24 protein-coding genes are annotated in these 18,265 nt (G+C 67.1%); 8 read left to right on the forward strand and 16 right to left on the reverse strand.

Features of this window, described 5'->3' with window-relative positions; genetic code table 11:
• Position 1: 1 nt before the first annotated feature.
• Both OF829_RS08505 and OF829_RS08510 read right to left on the reverse strand, forming a co-directional pair.
• Positions 2–997, reverse strand: coding sequence for an agmatine deiminase family protein (locus OF829_RS08505; RefSeq protein WP_264939551.1), 996 nt, complete (start codon positions 995–997; stop codon positions 2–4).
• A 48-nt stretch (positions 998–1,045) separates the two neighbouring features.
• Positions 1,046–2,689 carry a M28 family metallopeptidase gene (locus OF829_RS08510; protein WP_264939552.1) on the reverse strand — a complete coding sequence of 548 codons (1,644 nt, stop codon included), beginning with the start codon at positions 2,687–2,689 and terminating at the stop codon, positions 1,046–1,048.
• Positions 2,690–2,833: 144 nt separating this feature from the next.
• Between OF829_RS08510 and OF829_RS08515 the strand changes: the two genes are divergently transcribed.
• The 3 genes from OF829_RS08515 (at position 2,834) to OF829_RS08525 (ending at position 7,280) form a co-directional block, all read left to right on the forward strand.
• On the forward strand, positions 2,834–4,807 hold the full coding sequence (locus OF829_RS08515) for an alpha/beta hydrolase family protein (protein WP_264939553.1): 1,974 nt from the start codon (positions 2,834–2,836) through the stop codon (positions 4,805–4,807).
• 92 nt (positions 4,808–4,899) lie between these two features.
• Entirely contained in the window at positions 4,900–6,204 is a 1,305-nt protein-coding gene (locus OF829_RS08520; RefSeq protein ID WP_264939554.1) for a glucuronyl esterase domain-containing protein, read from the forward strand.
• 44 nt (positions 6,205–6,248) lie between these two features.
• A complete protein-coding gene (locus OF829_RS08525) occupies positions 6,249–7,280 on the forward strand; it encodes a hypothetical protein (RefSeq protein WP_264939555.1) in 1,032 nt (343 codons plus the stop codon).
• Positions 7,281–7,668: 388 nt separating this feature from the next.
• Here the strand turns inward: OF829_RS08525 and rpsD are convergent, their stop codons facing one another.
• The 5 genes from rpsD to OF829_RS08550 all read right to left on the reverse strand — a co-directional run bounded on the left by rpsD (position 7,669) and on the right by OF829_RS08550 (position 9,684).
• Positions 7,669–8,283 (reverse strand): 30S ribosomal protein S4, encoded by a 615-nt coding sequence (gene rpsD / locus OF829_RS08530; protein ID WP_264939556.1) that lies wholly within the window; start codon positions 8,281–8,283, stop codon positions 7,669–7,671.
• 227 nt (positions 8,284–8,510) lie between these two features.
• Positions 8,511–8,753: a hypothetical protein gene (locus tag OF829_RS08535; RefSeq protein ID WP_264939557.1), complete on the reverse strand. Its 243-nt coding sequence runs from the start codon at positions 8,751–8,753 to the stop codon at positions 8,511–8,513.
• A gap of 55 nt (positions 8,754–8,808) precedes the next feature.
• Positions 8,809–9,063: a hypothetical protein gene (locus OF829_RS08540; RefSeq protein WP_264939558.1), complete on the reverse strand. Its 255-nt coding sequence runs from the start codon at positions 9,061–9,063 to the stop codon at positions 8,809–8,811.
• A gap of 10 nt (positions 9,064–9,073) precedes the next feature.
• On the reverse strand, positions 9,074–9,310 hold the full coding sequence (locus tag OF829_RS08545; RefSeq protein ID WP_264939559.1) for a hypothetical protein: 237 nt from the start codon (positions 9,308–9,310) through the stop codon (positions 9,074–9,076).
• A 119-nt stretch (positions 9,311–9,429) separates the two neighbouring features.
• Entirely contained in the window at positions 9,430–9,684 is a 255-nt protein-coding gene (locus OF829_RS08550) for a hypothetical protein (RefSeq protein ID WP_264939560.1), read from the reverse strand.
• A 121-nt stretch (positions 9,685–9,805) separates the two neighbouring features.
• On the opposite strand from OF829_RS08550, the gene OF829_RS08555 reads away from it, so the two are divergent.
• The gene (locus OF829_RS08555; RefSeq protein ID WP_264939561.1) at positions 9,806–10,114 is read left to right on the forward strand and encodes a chorismate mutase; all 309 of its coding nucleotides are present in this window, start codon (positions 9,806–9,808) and stop codon (positions 10,112–10,114) included.
• Here the strand turns inward: OF829_RS08555 and OF829_RS08560 are convergent.
• From OF829_RS08560 to rpiB, 5 genes are read right to left on the reverse strand one after another with little or no spacing between them, the layout of a single operon-like run.
• Entirely contained in the window at positions 10,104–10,820 is a 717-nt protein-coding gene (locus OF829_RS08560; RefSeq protein WP_406701412.1) for an RNA methyltransferase, read from the reverse strand. The genes OF829_RS08555 and OF829_RS08560 overlap by 11 nt on opposite strands.
• Complete coding sequence (gene nrdR, locus OF829_RS08565) at positions 10,817–11,278, reverse strand: transcriptional regulator NrdR (RefSeq protein ID WP_264939562.1); 462 nt, start codon at positions 11,276–11,278, stop codon at positions 10,817–10,819. The genes OF829_RS08560 and nrdR overlap by 4 nt, the downstream gene beginning before the upstream one ends.
• A gap of 3 nt (positions 11,279–11,281) precedes the next feature.
• Positions 11,282–11,482, reverse strand: coding sequence for a hypothetical protein (locus OF829_RS08570; protein ID WP_264939563.1), 201 nt, complete (start codon positions 11,480–11,482; stop codon positions 11,282–11,284).
• Between the two features lies 1 nt (position 11,483).
• Complete coding sequence (glyA, locus tag OF829_RS08575; protein ID WP_264939564.1) at positions 11,484–12,797, reverse strand: serine hydroxymethyltransferase; 1,314 nt, start codon at positions 12,795–12,797, stop codon at positions 11,484–11,486.
• Positions 12,794–13,246: a ribose 5-phosphate isomerase B gene (rpiB, locus tag OF829_RS08580; RefSeq protein ID WP_264939565.1), complete on the reverse strand. Its 453-nt coding sequence runs from the start codon at positions 13,244–13,246 to the stop codon at positions 12,794–12,796. The genes glyA and rpiB overlap by 4 nt, the downstream gene beginning before the upstream one ends.
• 53 nt (positions 13,247–13,299) lie before the next feature.
• Between rpiB and OF829_RS08585 the strand changes: the two genes are divergently transcribed.
• Positions 13,300–13,551 (forward strand): hypothetical protein, encoded by a 252-nt coding sequence (locus tag OF829_RS08585; protein WP_264939566.1) that lies wholly within the window; start codon positions 13,300–13,302, stop codon positions 13,549–13,551.
• A 25-nt stretch (positions 13,552–13,576) separates the two neighbouring features.
• Here the strand turns inward: OF829_RS08585 and OF829_RS08590 are convergent, their stop codons facing one another.
• Together OF829_RS08590 and OF829_RS08595 are read right to left on the reverse strand one after the other, a co-directional pair.
• Positions 13,577–13,777, reverse strand: coding sequence for a cold-shock protein (locus OF829_RS08590; protein ID WP_264939567.1), 201 nt, complete (start codon positions 13,775–13,777; stop codon positions 13,577–13,579).
• Positions 13,777–14,538 (reverse strand): LytTR family DNA-binding domain-containing protein, encoded by a 762-nt coding sequence (locus OF829_RS08595; RefSeq protein WP_264939568.1) that lies wholly within the window; start codon positions 14,536–14,538, stop codon positions 13,777–13,779. Before OF829_RS08595 ends, OF829_RS08590 begins: the two co-directional genes overlap by 1 nt.
• Before the next feature lie 129 nt (positions 14,539–14,667).
• Between OF829_RS08595 and OF829_RS08600 the strand changes: the two genes are divergently transcribed.
• The 3 genes from OF829_RS08600 to OF829_RS08610 all read left to right on the forward strand — a co-directional run bounded on the left by OF829_RS08600 (position 14,668) and on the right by OF829_RS08610 (position 17,232).
• The gene (locus OF829_RS08600; RefSeq protein WP_264939569.1) at positions 14,668–15,237 is read left to right on the forward strand and encodes a DUF1579 domain-containing protein; all 570 of its coding nucleotides are present in this window, start codon (positions 14,668–14,670) and stop codon (positions 15,235–15,237) included.
• Positions 15,238–15,344: 107 nt separating this feature from the next.
• Positions 15,345–16,580, forward strand: coding sequence for a DUF3419 family protein (locus OF829_RS08605; RefSeq protein ID WP_264939570.1), 1,236 nt, complete (start codon positions 15,345–15,347; stop codon positions 16,578–16,580).
• 4 nt (positions 16,581–16,584) lie between these two features.
• Positions 16,585–17,232 carry a class I SAM-dependent methyltransferase gene (locus OF829_RS08610; RefSeq protein ID WP_264939571.1) on the forward strand — a complete coding sequence of 216 codons (648 nt, stop codon included), beginning with the start codon at positions 16,585–16,587 and terminating at the stop codon, positions 17,230–17,232.
• On the opposite strand, the gene OF829_RS08615 is transcribed toward OF829_RS08610, so the two are convergent.
• Both OF829_RS08615 and OF829_RS08620 read right to left on the reverse strand, forming a co-directional pair.
• Positions 17,229–17,588 carry a hypothetical protein gene (locus tag OF829_RS08615; protein ID WP_264939572.1) on the reverse strand — a complete coding sequence of 120 codons (360 nt, stop codon included), beginning with the start codon at positions 17,586–17,588 and terminating at the stop codon, positions 17,229–17,231. The two genes, OF829_RS08610 and OF829_RS08615, sit on opposite strands and share 4 nt — an antisense overlap.
• A 46-nt stretch (positions 17,589–17,634) precedes the next feature.
• Positions 17,635–18,165 carry an SF0329 family protein gene (locus tag OF829_RS08620; RefSeq protein WP_264939573.1) on the reverse strand — a complete coding sequence of 177 codons (531 nt, stop codon included), beginning with the start codon at positions 18,163–18,165 and terminating at the stop codon, positions 17,635–17,637.
• Between the last annotated feature and the right edge of the window lie 100 nt (positions 18,166–18,265).

Raw genomic sequence — 18,265 nt, forward strand, 5'->3', positions numbered from 1 at the left:
CTCAGGCCGGAATCTGCTGGCTGATGCAGTGGAAGCTGCCGCCGCCGGTCAGGATCGCATCGGCGCGGATGCCCGTCACCTCGCGGCCCGGGAAGAGCGCGGCGATCGCCGCGAGCGCTTCGTCGTCGTTCGCCTGGCCATAGAGCGGCACCACCACCGCGGCATTGCCGATATAGAAGTTCATATAGCTGGCCGGCACCACCTGCTCGTCGCGGTCGAGCACGCGGCCGGGGGAGGGGATGCGGACGACCTCGAGCCCATTTGCCTTGGCCGCGGTCACGGCCTCGACATAGACCAGCCAGTTCGGGTCGTTGTCGGCGGGTTCGGGCACGCACAGCACCCCCGGCGCCACGAAGCGGGCGAGATTGTCGACATGGCCGTCGGTATGATCGTTGACCAGCCCGTTCCCCAGCCACACGATCCGCGTATAGCCGAGATCCTCGTAGAGCCGCTGCTGCACCTCGAAGCGGCTCATCCCCGGATTGCGGTTGCGGTTGAGCAGGCATTGCTCGGTGGTGACGGCGAGCCCCGTGCCGTCGCCGTCGATCGCGCCGCCCTCGAGCACCCAGTCATGCTCCTCGACATGGAAATGCTGGCGGCGGGCGAGGCGGATGCCGGCATCGTCATCGCCCTCATAGTCATATTTCCCGCCCCAGCCGTTGAAGGCGAAGATATTGGCGATGCGGTGGCCGTCCTGCGTCCGGCCGATGATCGCCCCGGTATCGCGCAGCCAGATATCGCCGAACGGCTCGACGACGATCCGCGCCTCGTTCGCATGGAGCAGTTTCTTCGCCGCCGCGGCCGCCTCGTCGTCGGCGCAGACCAGGATCACCTTCTCGCCGCGGCCGTCGCAATGCACCGCGCGCGCGAACGCGGCGACCTCGGCGCGTGCATCGGCCAGATCCTCCCACAGCTCGGGATGGCTCGGAAAGCCGATCCACACCGCTTCGTGCGGTTCCCATTCGGCGCGGGGCGGGGGCGGGATCACCTTGTCCATTCGGCCCTCCCTATAGCCCCTCCCCGGTAAAGGGGAGAGGCGATAGGTTCACTTCCCGGCTCGGCTCTTGTCGCGGATGCCGCGGAACTCGGCGTCCTTGTACCAATTGGGCCACATGTCCCCGTCGGCAAGCTGGCGGCCGAGCAGGAAATAGAGCTGGAGGTCCTCCAGCGCGCCGGACCAATCCCACTTCGGATCATATTGATCCTGCGGCTTGTGGTAGCGGTTGGTGACATAGTCTTCGGACGCCTTGTGGCCGGCTTCCCTGCCACCCGTCACCAGATCCTCGCCGCTCTCGCCGTCGAACATCGGCACGCCCAGCCGCGCGAAGCTGAAATGGTCGGAGCGGTAATAATAGCCCTTCTCCGGGTTCGGCTCGAGCGAGATGGTGCGGCCCTGCGCCGCGACCAGCGGCTTCATCAGGTCCTCGAGTTCGGACTTGCCCGCGCCGATGAACACGAAGTCCTTGGCGCGGCCGACCAGGTTGAGCCCGTCCATATTCACCCCGCCCACGGTCTGGGCGAGCGGATAGACCGGGTTCTCGGCATAATATTTGGAGCCGAGCAGCCCCGATTCCTCGGCGGTGACCGCGAGGAACACCATGCTGCGCTTGGCGGGGCCCTTCTTCGCCTGCGCCTCGGCCAGCGCGATCAGCGCCGCCGAGCCCGAGGCGTTGTCGAGCGCGCCGTTGCAGATATCGTCGCCATTGACCGCGTCGCAGCGGCCCAGATGATCCCAATGCGCCGAATAAAGGACATATTCGTCCTTCTTCTCGCTGCCCGGCAGGATGCCGATGACATTCTTCGAGGCCTGGCGGCGAATGTCGTTATCCCAGGAGACATTGGCCTTCACGCCGAGCTGCACCGCCTTGAAGCCCTTGTGCTTCGCGGCATCGACCAGCTGGATATAGTCCTTGCCCGCATCGGCGAAGATCATCTGCGCCGCCGCCTTCTGCACCCATCCGATCGCCTTGGACTGGTCCATATGGTCGCCCTTGGCGTCGGGCTCGAGCTGCGGCCCGGTCCAGCTCGACTGGACGACGCCCCAGCCATAGGCGGCGGGCTCTTCGTTATGGATGATGAGCGCGGCGGCGGCGCCGTGGCGCGCGGCTTCCTCATATTTGTAGGTCCAGCGGCCATAATAGGTCATCGCCCGGCCGCCGAAATCGCCGGTCAGCTCCTTGGTCTCCCAATCGGGATCGTTGATCAGGATGAGGACGGTCTTCCCCTTGACGTCGACGCCGGCATAGTCGTCCCAGCCCTTTTCGGGCGCGGTGATGCCATAGCCGACGAAGACGATCTCGCTGTCCTTCAGCTCGATCTTGGGGGTCACCTGATAGGTGCCGATCACCATGTCGGTGCGGTAGTTGAGGCTGATCCGGTCCTTGCCGCCGGTGATGTTGAGCGGGGTGACATTCTTCGCGGTCAGCTCGACCAACGGCACATCCTGCACCCAGCTGCCATGATTGCCCGGCTGGAGCCCCGCCGCCTTCATCCGCTCGATCAGATAGGCGACGGTCTTCTCCTCGCCAGGGGTCGCGGGGGCGCGGCCCTCGAATTCGTCGGAGGAGAGCTTCTCGGTCACCTGCTTGAGCGTGTCGACCGAGATGTCGGTCTTCACCGGGCCGGCGGCCGGCCCCTTGCCGCACGCTGCGAGCGGCAGCAGCAGGGCGGCGAACATCAATGCGCGCATGGAAACTCCTTGGGATCGCTGGGCGAATGGCGCGACATTGGCAGCGCACCCGCGCGCCCGCAAGCGGGACCGAATTGGCATTGCGCACGGGCCCGCTCTCAAGCAACATCGCCAAGGGGCAAATCAATCCAGAGGGATGGGGAAATGCTGAGGCAGATTGCGGCGCTTGCCGCGGCGGCGGCGCTCGCGCTGGCTGCGGGGGGAACCGCCTGGGCGCAGAGTGATCTCGCCAAGCGCTTCGGCGAGCGCGAGGGGGTCGAACAGATCAGCCTCTCGCCCGACGGCAACCGGGTGATCTTCCTCGCGCCCGGGCCCGGCCCCAGCACCGTCGCCTATGTCGCCACGGTCGGCGACGAGGGTGCGGTTCCCAAGGAAGTGATCTCGTCCGACGGCAAGCCCGAACGGCTGACCTGGTGCCGCTGGTCGGCGCTCCAGCGCGCGGTGTGCCAGGTCTATATCATCAACGCTTCGCCCGAACTGTCGAGCATCACGCGCCTCATCTCGATCGGCACCGACGGGACCGGCATCAAGATGCTCTCGGCCCCCGAAAGCTCGCGCGCGCTCGGCTTCGCCTATGGCGGCGGCAACATCATCGACTGGCTGCCCGAATCGGATGGCGACATCCTGATGAGCCGCTGGTTCATCCCCGAACGCACGATCGGTAGCCACACCGCCGATGAGCGCCAGGGCTATGGCGTCGACCGCGTCGATACGCGCACGCTCAGGCGGTCGACCGTCGAACAGCCGGTGCTCGAGGCCGGCTATTATCTGACCGACGGCCACGGCACGATCCGCGTCATGGCGAGTATGCGCGAGCGCAATTACTATCTCACCGGCGAGACGCGCTATTTCTACCGCACGCCGGACAGCCGCGAATGGAAGCTGCTGAGCATCGTCAATGAAAAGACCAATACCGGCTTCACGCCGCTCGCGGTCGATCGCGACCTCAACGTCGCCTATGGCCTGGAAAAGGCCGAGGGGCGCTATGCGCTGTTCAAGATCGCGCTCGACGGATCGGGCACCAAGGCGCTCGTCTATCGCCATGACCGGGTCGATGTCGACGGGCTGGTCCGGGTCGGGCGGCACCGGCGCGTGGTCGGCGTCAGCTTCGCGACCGACCGGCGCCAGTCGGTGATCTTCGATCCCGCGTTCAAGGCGATCGCGACCTCGCTCAGCAAGGCGCTCCCCGGGCTGCCTTTGGTCCAGGTCATCGACGCCAGCGCCGACGAGAATAGGCTGCTGCTCTGGGCGGGCAGCGACGTCGATCCGGGCCGCTATTATGTGTTCGACCGCAAGGCGCGCAAGCTGATGGAGATCATGCTGTCGCGCCCGTCGCTCGAGGGGATGACGCTCGCCGAGGTCAAGCCGGTCACCTACAAGGCGGCGGACGGTGCGGAGGTTCCCGCCTATCTGACATTGCCGCCCGGCTCGACGGGCAAGAAGCTGCCCACCATCGTGATGCCGCATGGCGGACCCGGCGCGCGCGACGAATGGGGGTTCGATTGGCTCGCGCAATTCTTCGCCGCGCGCGGTTATGCGGTGCTCCAGCCCAATTTCCGGGGCTCGACGGGCTATGGCGACAGCTGGTTCGTCGAGAATGGCTTCAAATCGTGGCGGCTCGCGATCGGCGACGTCAATGACGGCGGCCGCTGGCTGATCGAGCAGGGCATCGCCGATCCGAACAGGATCGCGATCGTCGGCTGGTCCTATGGCGGCTATGCCGCGCTGCAATCGGCGGTGCTCGATCCGACCCTGTTCAAGGCGGTCGTTGCGATCGCGCCGGTCACCGATCTCGGCCTGCTCAAGAGCGATGCCAGCGACTATGCCGATGCCGGCATCGTCCGCGACTTCATCGGATCGGGGCCGCATGTCCAGGAGGGCTCGCCCGCGCAGAATGCGAAGCGGATCACCGCGCCGGTGCTGATGTTCCAGGGCGATCTCGATCTCAACGTCAACATCAACCAGCCGCGCGCGATGGAGCGCGAGCTGCGCGCCGCGGGCAAGCGCGTCGAGCTGCGCATCTTCCCGGGGCTCGACCACCAGCTCGTCGACGGCAATGTCCGCGCGCAGATGCTCGATCAGAGCGACGTGTTCCTCAGGTCGGCGCTCCATATGTGACGTTGCGCGCCTCCCGTGCCGGTGCCATGATGGTAGCGATAACATGGGAGGCGGGGATGCGGGTTGCGGCTGCTGTATGCGCGGCGATTCTGATGCTTGGCGCGGGGTCCGCGCTGGCGCAGCAGCCCGATTATACCAAGGCCAATGCCGACCGGCAGGCGATGCTCGACCGGCTCGGCATCCCCGCATCGAGCCTGCGCCCCGGCGCCGACGGCTTCAACCGCCAGGCGCCCAACGCCGCCAATTACGACGAAGCCAAGGCCGGCGACGCCGAGCTGCCGGGCCTGCTTTTCGTGGCGACCGGCGACAGGGTCACCAGCCCGCGCATGTGGTGGCGCGTGCGGCGGCCGGAGATTGTCGAGGCGTTCGACCGCGAAATCTATGGCCGCGTTCCCGCGACCGCGCCCGTCATCCGCTGGAAGCTGGTCAAGGAGGAGCGCGCCAGCGAGGCGGGCATGCCCGTGATCAAGCGCTGGTACGAAGGCACTGCCGACAACCGCGCCTGGCCGCAGGCGAAGGCGGTGATCCAGCTGCGCTACACGGTCCCCGCGGGTGCCAGGGGCAAGGTCCCGCTGATCCTCTCCTTCGGCTTCCCGGAGGGCTTCCGCTTCCCGGGACCGCCGCGCCCGCCCGAGCCCGGCCCGGCCGCTCCCGAGCAGCTGCTGGCGGGTGGCTTCGGCTATGGCGTGGTGGTCGCCAATTCGATCCAGGCCGATAATGGCGGAGGGCTCGACGACGGGGTGATCGGCATCTCACTCAGGGGCAAGCTGCGGAGTCCCGAGGATTGGGGCGTGCTGCGCGCTTGGGCCTGGGGTGCCGCGCGCGCGTTCGACGCGCTGGCGAAGGATCCCCGGATCGATGCCCGGCGGATCGGGATCGAGGGCCTGTCGCGCTACGGCAAGGCGGCGCTGGTGACGATGGCCTATGACCAGCGCTTCGCGATCGGCTTTATCGGATCGTCGGGGGCGGGCGGCGCCGCGCTCTATCGCCGCAATTTCGGCGAACGGATGGGCAATTTGTGCGCAGGCGGCGAATATCACTGGTTCGCGGGCAATTTCCTCAAATATTGCGCCAAGCTCAGCGAGGCCGACCTGCCGGTCGATTCGCACCAGCTGATCGCGCTGGTCGCCCCGCGCCCGATCTTCATCGGCGCCGGCACGGTCGAGACCGGGGACGGCTGGGTCGATCCCAAGGGCAGCTTCCTCGCCGCGCGGGCGGCGGCTCCGGTCTGGGAGCTGCTCGGCAAGCCGGGCCTCGGCACCCGCGAATTCCCGCCCGTGCTCACCCCGGTGATCGAGGGGACGATCGGCTTCCGCCAGCATCAGGGCGGGCACAATAATCACGACAATTGGCCGACCTTCATCCGTTTCGCGCGGTCGAAGCTGGGCGTGCGGTAATATCAGCGGGCCAGGCTCGCGTCCGCAGGGCACCGGGAGGGCGAATGAACAAGCTCGGCATGGCTGGCGTCGGCCTGCTCCTGTTCCTGATCAGCTGGCGCCAGGACGCGCTGGCGCTGCTCGCCGTCGCCGCGGTGCTGTTGGTGGGCGCCGCGATCGCGCTCCAGCTGCGGCCGTCGCTCGCCGATATCGTCACCGAGCGGCGCGCGCCGACCGGGCCCGAGTTCGGCGCGGCGCTGGGCGGGCTCCTGCTCGCTTATGTCGCGTTCGGCGCACTCGACGGGCTGCTGATGGCGTATCGTACGGCGAGCCTCCCGCATGTTTCGTGCACCGACACCGCCGCGCGGCGCGCGAACGATCTGGTCTGGATGCTGATCGCGGTCGCCTGGACGCTGATCGCGGTCGCGCCGGGCCTGCGGTCGATGCTTGGGCGCCCGGCGGGAGGGGAGGCGACCTTGTGGCCGATCCCGATCGGGATGCTGGCCTCCGCGCCGATCGCGTTCGGGCTGTACATGCTCTGGTTGCCGGTCAGCGACGCGCTGCGGAACGGCGCGCCGCTGGCGAACATCGTCGCGCTCGCCATGGGCCTGCCGGTGCTGGCGCTGCTGCTCGGGCCGGGCGGGTTCCTGTGGCTCGGGGCCTGGCGCGCGGCGCCGGGCTCGCGCTTCGATCCGGCGGGGGTGCTGGGCGCGACGATCCGGCCGTTCGCGCTCGCCTGGGCGATGACGGGGGCGGTGGGGGTCTATGGCTTCGTGACCGCGCTGGGGGGCGAATGGACCACCGATGCGAAAGCGGTCACCGCGCTGATCCTCGCGGCGATCGCGGCGGCCTGGGTCGCCGGACTGTGGCGGCTGAGGGGCCCCGAACGCTGCGGATGGGCGCGCGCCGGGGCCGGCTGGATCGCGCTCGCGACCGGCAATCTGTTCACCGTCGCGCTCCCCGCGCAGATGATCGGCACCGGCGGCTGGGCCACGCTGATGCTCCTGCTCGGCCTGCCCTTGCTGATCGGCGCGATCCTGATCGCGGCGTTGCTGGTCCCCTGGATCCTGCGCCGCCTGATCCGGGAGGCGACCTAGGGTCCATACGCCATTCGCTTTGGCTTCAGCGCATCGGACCCCAAGCCCTTGCAATGTAGGATTTCGCCTGCTTGGCTCGCGCAGCGCTCCGGCCGCTCTTTGACCCTTTCGATCCGCACCCGGTGAACCAGGCCTTTCCCCCCCGGGAACCGCGCAACGCAAAACATGCGCGATAGTGTGAAGCTAGTGTCAACTTTCACATGCTGGGACGGCACGAGCCCTGTGCGCCGCTAGGGTCCCGGACCCTAGCCGTGCCGCAGCGGCCCAGCATCTCGCCGGCGATGGATCGGGCGTCGATGGGTCTGGCTTCGGCGGTCATGCCGGCGCCATAGCAAAAAGGCGGCCCCGAAGGACCGCCTTTATGTCTCTGCACCGAAAACCCCTGGGATCAGCGCGAATAGAATTCGACAACCAGGTTCGGTTCCATCTTCACCGGATAGGGCACTTCGTCGAGGGTCGGGATCCGCGTGAAGGTGATCTTCGACGCGCCGTCGGGTGCCACATATTCGGGGATGTCGCGCTCGGCGAGGCTCTGCGCCTCCATCACCAGCGCCATTTCCTGCGCCTTGGGGCTCAGCGACACTTCCTCGCCGGGCTTGATGCGGCGCGAACCGATGTTGCACTTGTCGCCATTGACGCGGACATGGCCGTGATTGACCAGCTGGCGCGCGGCGAAGATCGTCGGCGCGAACTTGGCGCGATAAACGATCATGTCGAGGCGCATCTCGAGCAGGCCGATCAGGTTCTGGCCGGTGTCGCCCTTCATCCGCGACGCATCCTCATACGCCTTCTTGAACTGCTTCTCGGTGATGTCGCCGTAATAGCCCTTGAGCTTCTGCTTGGCGCGCAGCTGGATGCCGAAGTCCGACATCTTGCCCTTGCGGCGCTGGCCGTGCTGGCCGGGACCATATTCACGCTTGTTGACCGGGCTCTTCGGGCGACCCCAGATATTCTCGCCCATCCGCCGGTCGAGCTTGTGCTTGGCGCTGCTGCGCTTCGACATTTTGTAATCCTTGCAATTGACTAACGACGTTTGTCTGCCTTCCTGATCCGAAAACCGGTTCCCACTTTTCGGGGAAGGCAGATGTTGTTCCCGGTCATCGCCTGCCGCGCACGCGCGTCAGGGCCACCGCTTCACCGGGGTGCGGGGCCATTGCGAAGGCGCGCGCCTAGACGCCGCGCCGCGGAAAGTCAATTGCGGGTGCCGACGCGCCTGGCGGCTGGCGCGGCTTAACTACCCCGGCCGGACGGATAATAGAGGCTCGGCCGGTCGGGGTCGCGATTGGCGTTGCGATCGCGGCGCAGCGCGGCCCATTCGGCGCGGCTGTGGCAGGTCTGCTCGATAGCGGTGCGCGATCCGGTCTGGACCCGGCTGACGCAGACGACCTCGGCAGGGTCGGGTGCGGGCTTGGCCGGGGCCGCGTCGGGGTCTTGAACGGACGCGGTCAGCAGGATCAGGCTGGTGATCAACATGGATCTGGCTCCTTCGCGATGCGAAAAAGCAATCAAGACCTGTCGGGGTGCGAAGTCAATTGCGGGTGCCGGGCGGGTCGCGGTCCATCCGGTTCTGCTGTTGCTGCCCGCGCTCGACGACGCTGCGATTCTCGCGCTTGAGCAGATCCCATTCTGCCTGGCTGTGGCAGATCTGCTCGAAATTGGTGCGCGATCCGGTCTTGACCCGGTTGACGCAGGTCACCCGGTTGGGATCGCGCACGGGCTTGGCCACGGGGGGCGGTCCGTCCTGGGGCGGGGCGGCGAGGAGCAGCAAGCTGACCGGAAACATGGCGGCGCTCCTATTGGCCGGTTGGGTCCCTCATGCCGCGATTGGCCTGGCCGCGCTCGACGACGCGGCGATTCTCGGTGCGCAGCAGGTCCCACTCCGCCTGGCTGTGGCAGATCTGGACGAAATTGGTGCGCGAGCCCGTCTTGAGCTGGTTGATGCAGCTGATCTTGTTGGGGTCGCGCGCGGGCGCCGCCTTGGGCGCTGGCGCGTCCTGCACCGACAGCATCAATGCGATCATGATCATCATCGCCGCCCCTTCGCCTTGTCGCCGGCGCAGCTTAGCGCGAATATGGATGCAATCAACCGCACGGGCATGGGCGCCGCGGGACGGCATCGCGCGGCGCCCATGCCCGGCTGTCGGAAGCCTCAATGGTCTTCGCGGTGGCGCACCTTGCGCGCGTCGAGATCGTCCCATTCCGCCTGGGTGCGGCAGGCGGTGCGCGACATGCGCGAATTGACGCTCTCCACCTCGCGGCAGATCTTGGGCGCCTTGGCCGGAGCGGGCGCCGGCTTCGCCGCGCCGCCATTCTCCTCGGTCGAGGCCGAAGGCGTGGTCTGCTGCTGAGCGATGGCGGGAGCGGCGCCTGCGGCGAGGGCGAGCGCCAGCGGAAGGAAAAGCATACGCGTCAAAGGAAATCCCCGGAACAGAATCGAATGGCTTCACCATCGCGAGAAGCTTCGCGAACTCAAGCATTTTCTTGCGCCCGTTGCGGGAATCGCGCCTGCGCCCTAGGGCGCCCCCATGGAAGAAACGATCGATCCTCCGGCCTGCGAGACGATGGCCGAAGTCCGTGCCGGGGTGGACGCCGTAGACCGCGCGCTGATCGCGCTGCTGGCGCGCCGCTTCGGCTATATGGAGGCGGCGGCGCGCATCAAGCCCGATCGCGCCCATGTCCGCGACGAGGCCCGCAAGGCGGCGGTGATCGCCAACGCCAGGGCCGCCGCGCGCGCGGCGGGCATCCCTGAGGAACCGATCGGGGCATTGTGGGACCAGCTGGTCGAAGCTTCGATCGCCTACGAATTCGAGGTGTTCGACCGGGTCAGGGTTTAGGCTGTTTCTTGCCTTCGAGCGCGGACAGGATGCCGCGCATCGTGCGCAATTCCTGGCTGGTCCAGCCCGGCTTGGTCAGCATCGTCCGCACGGTCCGCTTGGTCGTGGCGATGCGGTTGACGGGGTAATAATAGCCGTTCGTCTCGAGTAGCCGGTCGAGATGCCCGATCATCGATTCGAGCTCCTCCTGCGGCGCGGGCGGATCGAGGATTTCCTCGGTCGGCTGGACCAGATCGACATGCTTCGACCACTCATAGGCGACCAGGATCACCGCTTGGGCGAGGTTCAATGATCCGAACTCCGGGTTGATCGGCACGGTCACGATGGTGCGGGCGAGCGCCACATCTTCCGATTCGAGCCCCGACCGCTCGGGCCCGAACAGGATCGCCGAGCGGCCGGGCGCGGCGTGGATCTCGCGCGCGGCCGCCTCGGGCGTCGCGACCGGCTTGGTCACACCGCGCTTGCGGACGGTGGTCGCATAGACATTGGCGCAATCGGCAACCGCTTCGGCGACGGTCTCGAACAGGGTCGCCCGCTCCAGCACCACATCCGCCCCGCTCGCCGCGGGACCCGCGCTGGGATTGGGCCAGCCGTCGCGCGGGGACACGAGGCGCAATTCGGTCAGCCCGAAATTGAGCATCGCCCGTGCCGCCTTGCCGATATTCTCGCCCAATTGCGGGCGGACGAGGACGATGACGGGCGTCACTCCCGCGCCGCCTCGCTCACATTGCCTGCGAATTCCTCGAAATCCTTGGCCTCGCGGAAATCCTTATAGACGCTGGCGAAGCGGATATAGGCGACCGGATCGAGGCCCTTGAGCCCCTCCATCACCATCTCGCCGATCCGCTGCGAGGGGATTTCGCTCTCGCCCATCGTCTCGAGCTGGCGCTGGATGCCCGAGACGAGCTTCTCGATCTGGATCGGCGTCACCGGCCGCTTGCGCGCGGCGATCGAGACCGAGCGGACCAGCTTGTCGCGCTCGAACGGCTCACGCCGGTCCTCGCTCTTGAGGACCGTGAGGTCGCGCAGCTGGATGCGTTCGAACGTGGTGAAGCGCGCCGCGCACGCCTCGCACTGGCGCCGCCGCCGGATCGCCGCGCCGTCCTCGGTGGGCCGGCTGTCCTTAACCTGTGAGTCTTCGTTTCCGCAGAAAGGACAGCGCAAAACTCAGTCCTTCGTGAGCGCCGCGACGCCCGCGCCGACCACCGCGCCGGTCACCAGACCGACGCCGGCGAGCGGCAGCGAGACCACCGCGCCGATCGCGGCGCCGGTGAGCATCGTATCGCCGAGCGTCTTGCCGGCGGGGGTGGCGCGCGAGCGGTCGATGGTGGCGCGGGCGGCTGCGATGGCGTCGTCGGTCGAGGACATGTCAGAGCTCCGGATAGATCGGGAAACGCTCACATAGCGCACGAACGCGCTCGCGGACATTGGCTTCGATCTGGCCGTCGCCCTGTTCACCATTTTTCGCGAGGCCATCGAGCACGTCGGCGACCATATGGCCGATCTCGCGGAACTCGGCGGGGCCGAAGCCGCGCGTGGTGCCCGCGGGGCTGCCGACGCGGATGCCGCTGGTCTTGACCGGGGGCAGCGGATCGTTGGGAATGCCGTTCTTGTTGCAGGTGATCGCGGCGCGCTCGAGCGCCTCGTCGGCATCCTTGCCGGTGACGCCCAGCGGGGTCAGGTCGATCAGCGCGAGATGCGTGTCGGTGCCGCCCGAGACGACCGCCGCGCCGCGCTCCTTGAGCGTGGCGGCCAGCACCTTGGCATTCTCGACGATCGCCGCGGCATAGGCGCGGAAATCGGGCTGGAGCGCCTCGCCGAACGCGACCGCCTTGGCGGCGATGACGTGCATCAGCGGGCCGCCCTGAAGCCCGGGGAACACCGCCGAGTTGATCTTCTTGGCGATGCCCTCGTCATTGGTGAACACCGCGCCGCCGCGCGGTCCCCGTAGCGTCTTGTGGGTGGTGGTGGTGACGACATGCGCGTGGCCGAACGGGGTGGGGTGCACCCCGCCCGCGACCAGCCCAGCGAAATGCGCCATGTCGACCATGAAGAAGGCGCCGACCTCGTCCGCGATCGCGCGGAAGCGGGCGAAGTCGATATGGCGCGGATAGGCGCTGCCGCCGGTGATGATGAGTTTGGGCTGATGCTCCTTCGCCAGCCGCTCAACCTCGTCATAGTCGATCAGATGGGTGTCGGGGGTCACGCCATATTGGATCGCGTTGAACCATTTGCCGCTCATCGCGGCCTTGGCGCCGTGGGTGAGGTGCCCGCCCGAATCGAGGCTGAGCCCCATGATCGTATCGCCCGGCCGGGTGAGCGCCAGCATCACCGCGCCGTTCGCCTGCGCGCCCGAATGCGGCTGCACGTTGGCGAAGCCGCAGCCGAACAGCTGCTTCGCGCGGTCGATCGCGAGCTGCTCGACCTCGTCCGACGGGTGGCAGCCCTGATAATAGCGCTTGCCCGGATAGCCCTCGGCATATTTGTTGGTGAAGACCGAGCCCTGCGCCTCGAGCACCGCCTTCGAGACGATATTCTCGGACGCGATCAGCTCGATCTGATGCTGCTCGCGCTTCAGCTCGTGCTGGACGCCGGCGAACACCGCCGGATCGGCATCGGCGAGGCTGCGCGTGAAGAAGCCATCGGGCTGGACCCCGGCCAGCATCGCGGGATGGGTGCTCAAGGCTTGCTCCTCTCGGGGTGGCTGAGCTTGTCGACGCGATTGGCGTGACGCCCGCCGTCGAAGCTCGAATTGATGAAGGTCATCACGCACGCCTTGGCCATCTCGATCCCGATCAGCCGGGCGCCGAGCGCGATGACGTTCGCGTCGTTATGGTTGCGCGCCAGCCGGGCGGAGAAAGGCTCCGACACCAGCGCGCAGCGCGCCAGCGGCACGCGGTTGACCGCGATCGAGATGCCGATCCCCGATCCGCACAGCGCCACGCCGAACTCGGCCTTGGCGCTCGCGACCGCATGGCCGACGAGATAGCCATAATCGGGATAATCGACGCTTTCGGGCCCGCTGGTGCCCAGATCGAACACTTCATTTCCCTGTTCACGCAACCAATCGGCGAGTTCGGCCTTCATGGCGAAGGCGGCGTGATCCGAGGCGATGGCGATGCGGTATGGCATGGCCGCGCTCCTAGCCCCGGAGGGACGCGCTGACCAGTGATTTGGAGACCGATATGCGCAAAGTCACGCTTCTTCTCGCCCTTCCCCTGGTGCTCGGCGCCGCGGCCTGCTCAAGCAAGACCGCGAACGAGCTCGAAAACGCCGCGGACGTCACCACCGACGCGCTCGGCAACCTTGCCGACGAGACCGGCGACACGATCGGCAACGCCGCGGACAGCGCGGGCAACACCCTCTCCAACGCCGCCGACGATGTTGGTAACCGCGCCGAAAAGGTCGGCGACGCGATCGAGAACGCGGTGGATTGACGCCGCACCAAGCGGCGGCGGGCGTTCAGGCCCTGTGGACGTCCGCCGCCTGGTCGCCCTTGGGACCCTGAACGATCTCGAACGTGACGGCCTCGCCCTCTTCGAGCGTCTTATAGCCTTCACCCTGGATCGCGCTGTGGTGGACGAACAGGTCGGTCCCGCCCTCACGCATGATGAAGCCATAGCCTTTTTCGGCGTTGAACCACTTCACGACACCCTCGGTCATCATCGTCCCCTCAACCAGCCCCGGGCGCGAACCTGTGGCAGATGCGTGGCGCTGACCGCCACTTTCGTTCCGTCGCCGAGCAGCAAGTGCCAGCGCCGTCCTTCCCTTACTGCCCCGGCAACCGCGCCTTGCGCAATCCATGCGCCACGATGGACCTGCTGGCCGTCGAACCCGGTCACCTCGGCCAGCGCGTCGCCGAAGCGGTAATGGATCAGCGCGTCGCTGCCGTCGCGGCGGCGGACGCGGCAATAATGATCCTCGGCCTCGATCGCCGCGAGCGTCTCCGCCGCCACCCGCGCGCGCTCAAGCAGCCCCTCGGCGGGCGCCGTACGGGCCTTGCGCCGGCCAAAGCGCAAATGGCCGGTGGCGAACAGCATCAGCAGGATCGCCCCGAACACCACCGCGCCGATCGCCAGCGCCCTGCCCCAGGTTCCGAACGGATCGCCCACCTCGGCCTCGATCCCGACCATCCGCACGAAGAGGCGGATCTCGAGCGGCAGCGGCAGGCACAGGATGATGGCCCCCAGCATCGCCGCCCAGAACCAGTCGCTATGCTTACGCACGGTCGCGGCGAACCAGAGCTGCCACTTGATGCAGCTCCACCCCATCAGCAGCGCCCAGAACAGGCTGCGCTGCCCCAGCGGCATCGCGATCGTGCCAAATCCGCCGGTGACGATCATGATTCCCGCTGCGGTGAGCCCGCCGATCCACAGCATCGGAAAGCCCGGCGCGCGTTTCACGAAGCCGAGTGCGCGCTTCACGAAAGCGCGCTTGCCGGAAGCCGGGGCGCTGGGGCCAAGCGAGGCGCTGCGGGCGGAGGACATGGGGCACAGGCTGCCATCCCCGGCCCCCGAGAGCAATGACCGAGCAATCACCGGGAGATAGACGACATGAAATGGTTCCTGTTCCTCGCCGCCCTGGCGCTGACGGCCCCCGCCGCCCCTGCGTGCGCGCAGGACACCGACCAGGCCTCGATCGCCGAACAGCAACAGGCGATGAAGCGGCTGAGCTGGATGCACGGCGTGTGGCGCGGCCCCGGCGGCGGCTTCAACCGCTCCGGCCCCTACAAGGTCACCCAGACCGAGCGGATCGGCCCCATGCTGGGCGGCACGCTGATCGTGATCGAGGGCAAGGGCTATATGGCCGACGGCTCGGTGGGCTTCAACGCGTTCGGGATCATCTCCTATGACCCGCGCACCAAGCGCTACACGATCCATTCCTACGCGCTGGGCCATGCCGGCGATTTCCCGCTCACGCCGACCGATAATGGCTATATCTGGGAAGTGCAGGCCGGGCCCGATGCGGTGATCCGCTACACCGCCACGCTCAAGGACGGGACCTGGACCGAGGTGGGCGATTATGTCGCGGGTGGGCAGCCGCCGCGGCGCATCTTCGAGATGAATCTCAAGCGCGTCGGCAACAGCGATTGGCCGCTCGCCGGGGGGATTCCCAAGGATTGATTTGCGGGGCCTTCTGTCCCAGAAGCGACACCGAATTGTCACATGAAGTGACTAGGCCACCCGCGCGCCGCATGCTGCGCCGCGCGGGTATCCTCCGGGAGTCAATAATGGGTCCGACAGCCAAGGCGCCGAAGAACGGCGCCGTCCGCGACGCGGTTCACCGCCACGAGCAAATGACCAAACAGGGCCTGCTCGAACGCGCCTTTTCCTTCGCCTTTCGCGGACTGGTCTATGCCCAGATCTGGGAAGATCCCGATGTCGATATGGAGGCGCTGCAGATCACGCCCGACAGCCATGTCGTGACCATCGCTTCGGGCGGGTGCAACGTGCTGTCGTACCTCACCGCGAACCCGAAGAAGATCACCGCGGTCGATCTCAACACCGCGCATATCGCGCTCAACAAGCTCAAGCAGAAGGCGGCGATCCACCTGCCCGATTATGCGAGCTTCCACCGCTTCTTCGCTCGCGCCGACACGCCGGCGAATATCGAGGCATACAAGGTGCATGTCCGCCCGGTGCTCGACGATGTGACCCGCGCCTATTGGGAGGGCCGCGACCTGCTCGGGCGCCGCCGCATCTCGGGCTTCAAGACCGGCTTCTACAAGCAAGGGCTGCTCGGCAATCTGATCGGCTTCGTCCATTTCGTCGCGCGCCTCTATGGCGACGATCCGAGCAAGATCCTCCAGGCGAAGACGATCGAGGAGCAGCGCGAAATCTACGACGCGACCTATGCCAAGTTCTTCGATCGCAAGTTCGTGCGCTGGGCGGTCGAGCAGCCGGCGATGCTGTTCGGCCTCGGCATTCCGCCGGCGCAATATGAGCTGCTCGCGGCGGACGACCGGCAGGGCATCACCGGGGCGCTCAAGAGCCGGCTCGAAAAGCTCGCCTGCGATTTCGAGCTCAAGGACAATTATTTCGCGTGGCAGGCGTTCGGCCGCGGCTATGGCGAAGCGGAGGGCGCGCCGCTTCCCCCCTATCTCAAGCCCGAGAATTACGAGGCGGTGCGCGGGCGCGCCGACCGCGTCGAGATCCGGCATCAGAATATGACGCTCTATCTGGCGTCGATGCCCGATGCCTCGCTCGACCGCTACATCCTGCTCGATGCGCAGGACTGGATGACCGACGAGCAACTGACAGCGCTGTGGACCGAGATCACCCGCACCGCCAAGCCCGGGGCGCGCGTGCTCTACCGCACCGCCGCGGTGCCCGATGTCGTCGCGGGGCATGTTCCCGACGCGGTGCTGGGCAAGTGGGACTATGCGTCCGCCGAGCTGCGCGACGACTGGACGAAGCGCGACCGTTCGGCGGTCTATGGCGCGACGCATCTCTGGACGCTGAAGTAACCGCATGAGTTCGGGCAATGCGGGGGAGATGGACGCGACCTATGCGTTCCATCGCCACATCTATGATGTCACCCGCAAATTCTATCTGCTCGGCCGCGACCGGCTGATCCGCGATCTCGCGCCGCCGCCGGGGGGCAGCGTGCTGGAGGTGGGGTGCGGCACCGCGCGCAACCTGATCGTCGCGGCGAAGCGCTACCCCGATGCCCGCTTCCATGGCTTCGACATCAGCGAGGCGATGCTAGAGACCGCGCGCAAATCGGTGGCGCGGCATGGGCTGGCCGGCCGGATCACGCTGGCGCAGGGCGATGCGGGGGCCTTCGATACCAACGCGTTGTTCGGGCTGGCGCAGCTCGACCGGGTGTTCATGAGCTACACGCTGTCGATGATCCCGCCCTGGCAGGAAGCGATCGAGCGCGGCGCGGCCTGTCTCGCCCCCGGCGGCCAACTCCATATCGTCGATTTCGGCCAGTACGAACGGCTCCCCGCGCTGGCGAAGCGCTTCCACTTCAAGTCGCTCAACGATTTCCACGTCTTCCCGCGCCGCGAGCTCCCCGCGGTGCTCAGGCGCGTCGCGGAGGCCGAGGGGCTGCAGCTCGACTTCACCCCGCTCTATCGCGGCTATGCCTGGGCCGCGACGCTGACCCGCGCCTAGCGGCCCCACCAGCCCTTCTTCGGCGCGGGAGCATCGGCATGGGTGAAGTGGGTGTCGAAGCGGATCGTCCCGCCTTCGATCCACCAGCGGATTCGCGCGGCGGTCCAGAGTGCGCCCTCGCGGCGCATCGCCACGTAGAGCGCATCGATCAGCTTGCGCAGCTCGGGGGTCAGCGTGGCGCGATCGGGATGGCCTTCGTTGCGCAGCGTATAGCTCAGCCGCGCGCCTTCGGAGGTGATCGCCAGCTCGCCGCGTTCCCAGAGCTTTGGCGAACAGGCTTCCATCTCGGAAACGAGCCGCGGAAGCACATCGGAACTGGTATCGAATTTGCCGCCCATGCCGCCGAAATTCTGCATGGCAGGTGTAAACAAGAAGCTTACCGGGTCGCGCTTCAGGCCTGGCTCAGGCGGCGACGCGGGTCGGAAGCACTTCCCGGCGAAGCGCGATGAACTCGGCGGGAGACAGGTCTGCCCGTCCGGTCCGCACCAGCAGGAGATAGGCGCAAAGCGGATGCAGCGTGTCGGGATCGAGCTGCGCAAGCCGGCGCTTGCCGACGCGCGCATCGACGATCGCCAGCGCCTGGAGCAGCATGTCGTCGCTCGCCAGCGCCTGCTCGATCGGGATGGTGTGAACGAAATCCCAAAGCGTGCGATAGAGCTGCTGCCGGCTGCGCTCGCCGTAAACGGTGAGCTGTTTGCGGTACATCGGGTTGTCGGCGGGCGTGAAGATCAGATCCAGATTTCCCTGCGGCAGCACATGGTCCGCGAAATAGTGCGCGCGGGTGCAGAAATTGGCGACCACCGCGCCGTCCAGCGTCAGCCAGGCATGGCCGCAGCTACAATTGCCATAGCGGGTGCTATGGATGTCGAGCCGCCCTTGCAGGGGCGCCGCGAACCGCTCGATGACCAGCGACCGGAGCTTGCTCCAGCGCATTAGGCGGCCAGCCGCAGCTCCAGCCGGCCCCAGATTTCGACGAGCGCGTTGGTGAGGTTGCGCATCATGGTCTCGGTGTGTGCGGGTCCTGGGGTGAAGC

It is taken from the genome of Sphingomonas caeni (genome assembly GCF_026013415.1).
GTDB lineage: Bacteria > Pseudomonadota > Alphaproteobacteria > Sphingomonadales > Sphingomonadaceae > Sphingomonas > Sphingomonas caeni.

Excerpts from the sequence above, each read along its gene's own strand:
- OF829_RS08535 (WP_264939557.1), bottom strand. The coding sequence starts at position 8,753 with ATGTTGATCACCAGCCTGATCCTGCTGACCGCGTCCGTTCAAGACCCC.
- OF829_RS08590 (WP_264939567.1), bottom strand. The coding sequence starts at position 13,777 with ATGACCGAGGGTGTCGTGAAGTGGTTCAACGCCGAAAAAGGCTATGGC.
- OF829_RS08505 (WP_264939551.1), bottom strand. The coding sequence starts at position 997 with ATGGACAAGGTGATCCCGCCCCCGCCCCGCGCCGAATGGGAACCGCAC.
- rpiB (WP_264939565.1), bottom strand. The coding sequence starts at position 13,246 with ATGCCATACCGCATCGCCATCGCCTCGGATCACGCCGCCTTCGCCATG.
- OF829_RS08610 (WP_264939571.1), top strand. The coding sequence starts at position 16,585 with ATGAGTTCGGGCAATGCGGGGGAGATGGACGCGACCTATGCGTTCCAT.
- rpsD (WP_264939556.1), bottom strand. The coding sequence starts at position 8,283 with ATGTCGAAGCGCAGCAGCGCCAAGCACAAGCTCGACCGGCGGATGGGC.
- OF829_RS08515 (WP_264939553.1), top strand. The coding sequence starts at position 2,834 with ATGCTGAGGCAGATTGCGGCGCTTGCCGCGGCGGCGGCGCTCGCGCTG.
- OF829_RS08620 (WP_264939573.1), bottom strand. The coding sequence starts at position 18,165 with ATGCGCTGGAGCAAGCTCCGGTCGCTGGTCATCGAGCGGTTCGCGGCG.
- OF829_RS08520 (WP_264939554.1), top strand. The coding sequence starts at position 4,900 with ATGCTTGGCGCGGGGTCCGCGCTGGCGCAGCAGCCCGATTATACCAAG.
- OF829_RS08550 (WP_264939560.1), bottom strand. The coding sequence starts at position 9,684 with ATGCTTTTCCTTCCGCTGGCGCTCGCCCTCGCCGCAGGCGCCGCTCCC.
- OF829_RS08525 (WP_264939555.1), top strand. The coding sequence starts at position 6,249 with ATGAACAAGCTCGGCATGGCTGGCGTCGGCCTGCTCCTGTTCCTGATC.
- OF829_RS08605 (WP_264939570.1), top strand. The coding sequence starts at position 15,345 with ATGGGTCCGACAGCCAAGGCGCCGAAGAACGGCGCCGTCCGCGACGCG.
- OF829_RS08545 (WP_264939559.1), bottom strand. The coding sequence starts at position 9,310 with ATGATGATCATGATCGCATTGATGCTGTCGGTGCAGGACGCGCCAGCG.
- OF829_RS08570 (WP_264939563.1), bottom strand. The coding sequence starts at position 11,482 with ATGTCCTCGACCGACGACGCCATCGCAGCCGCCCGCGCCACCATCGAC.
- OF829_RS08600 (WP_264939569.1), top strand. The coding sequence starts at position 14,668 with ATGAAATGGTTCCTGTTCCTCGCCGCCCTGGCGCTGACGGCCCCCGCC.
- OF829_RS08510 (WP_264939552.1), bottom strand. The coding sequence starts at position 2,689 with ATGCGCGCATTGATGTTCGCCGCCCTGCTGCTGCCGCTCGCAGCGTGC.
- OF829_RS08615 (WP_264939572.1), bottom strand. The coding sequence starts at position 17,588 with ATGCAGAATTTCGGCGGCATGGGCGGCAAATTCGATACCAGTTCCGAT.
- OF829_RS08555 (WP_264939561.1), top strand. The coding sequence starts at position 9,806 with ATGGAAGAAACGATCGATCCTCCGGCCTGCGAGACGATGGCCGAAGTC.
- OF829_RS08585 (WP_264939566.1), top strand. The coding sequence starts at position 13,300 with ATGCGCAAAGTCACGCTTCTTCTCGCCCTTCCCCTGGTGCTCGGCGCC.
- OF829_RS08540 (WP_264939558.1), bottom strand. The coding sequence starts at position 9,063 with ATGTTTCCGGTCAGCTTGCTGCTCCTCGCCGCCCCGCCCCAGGACGGA.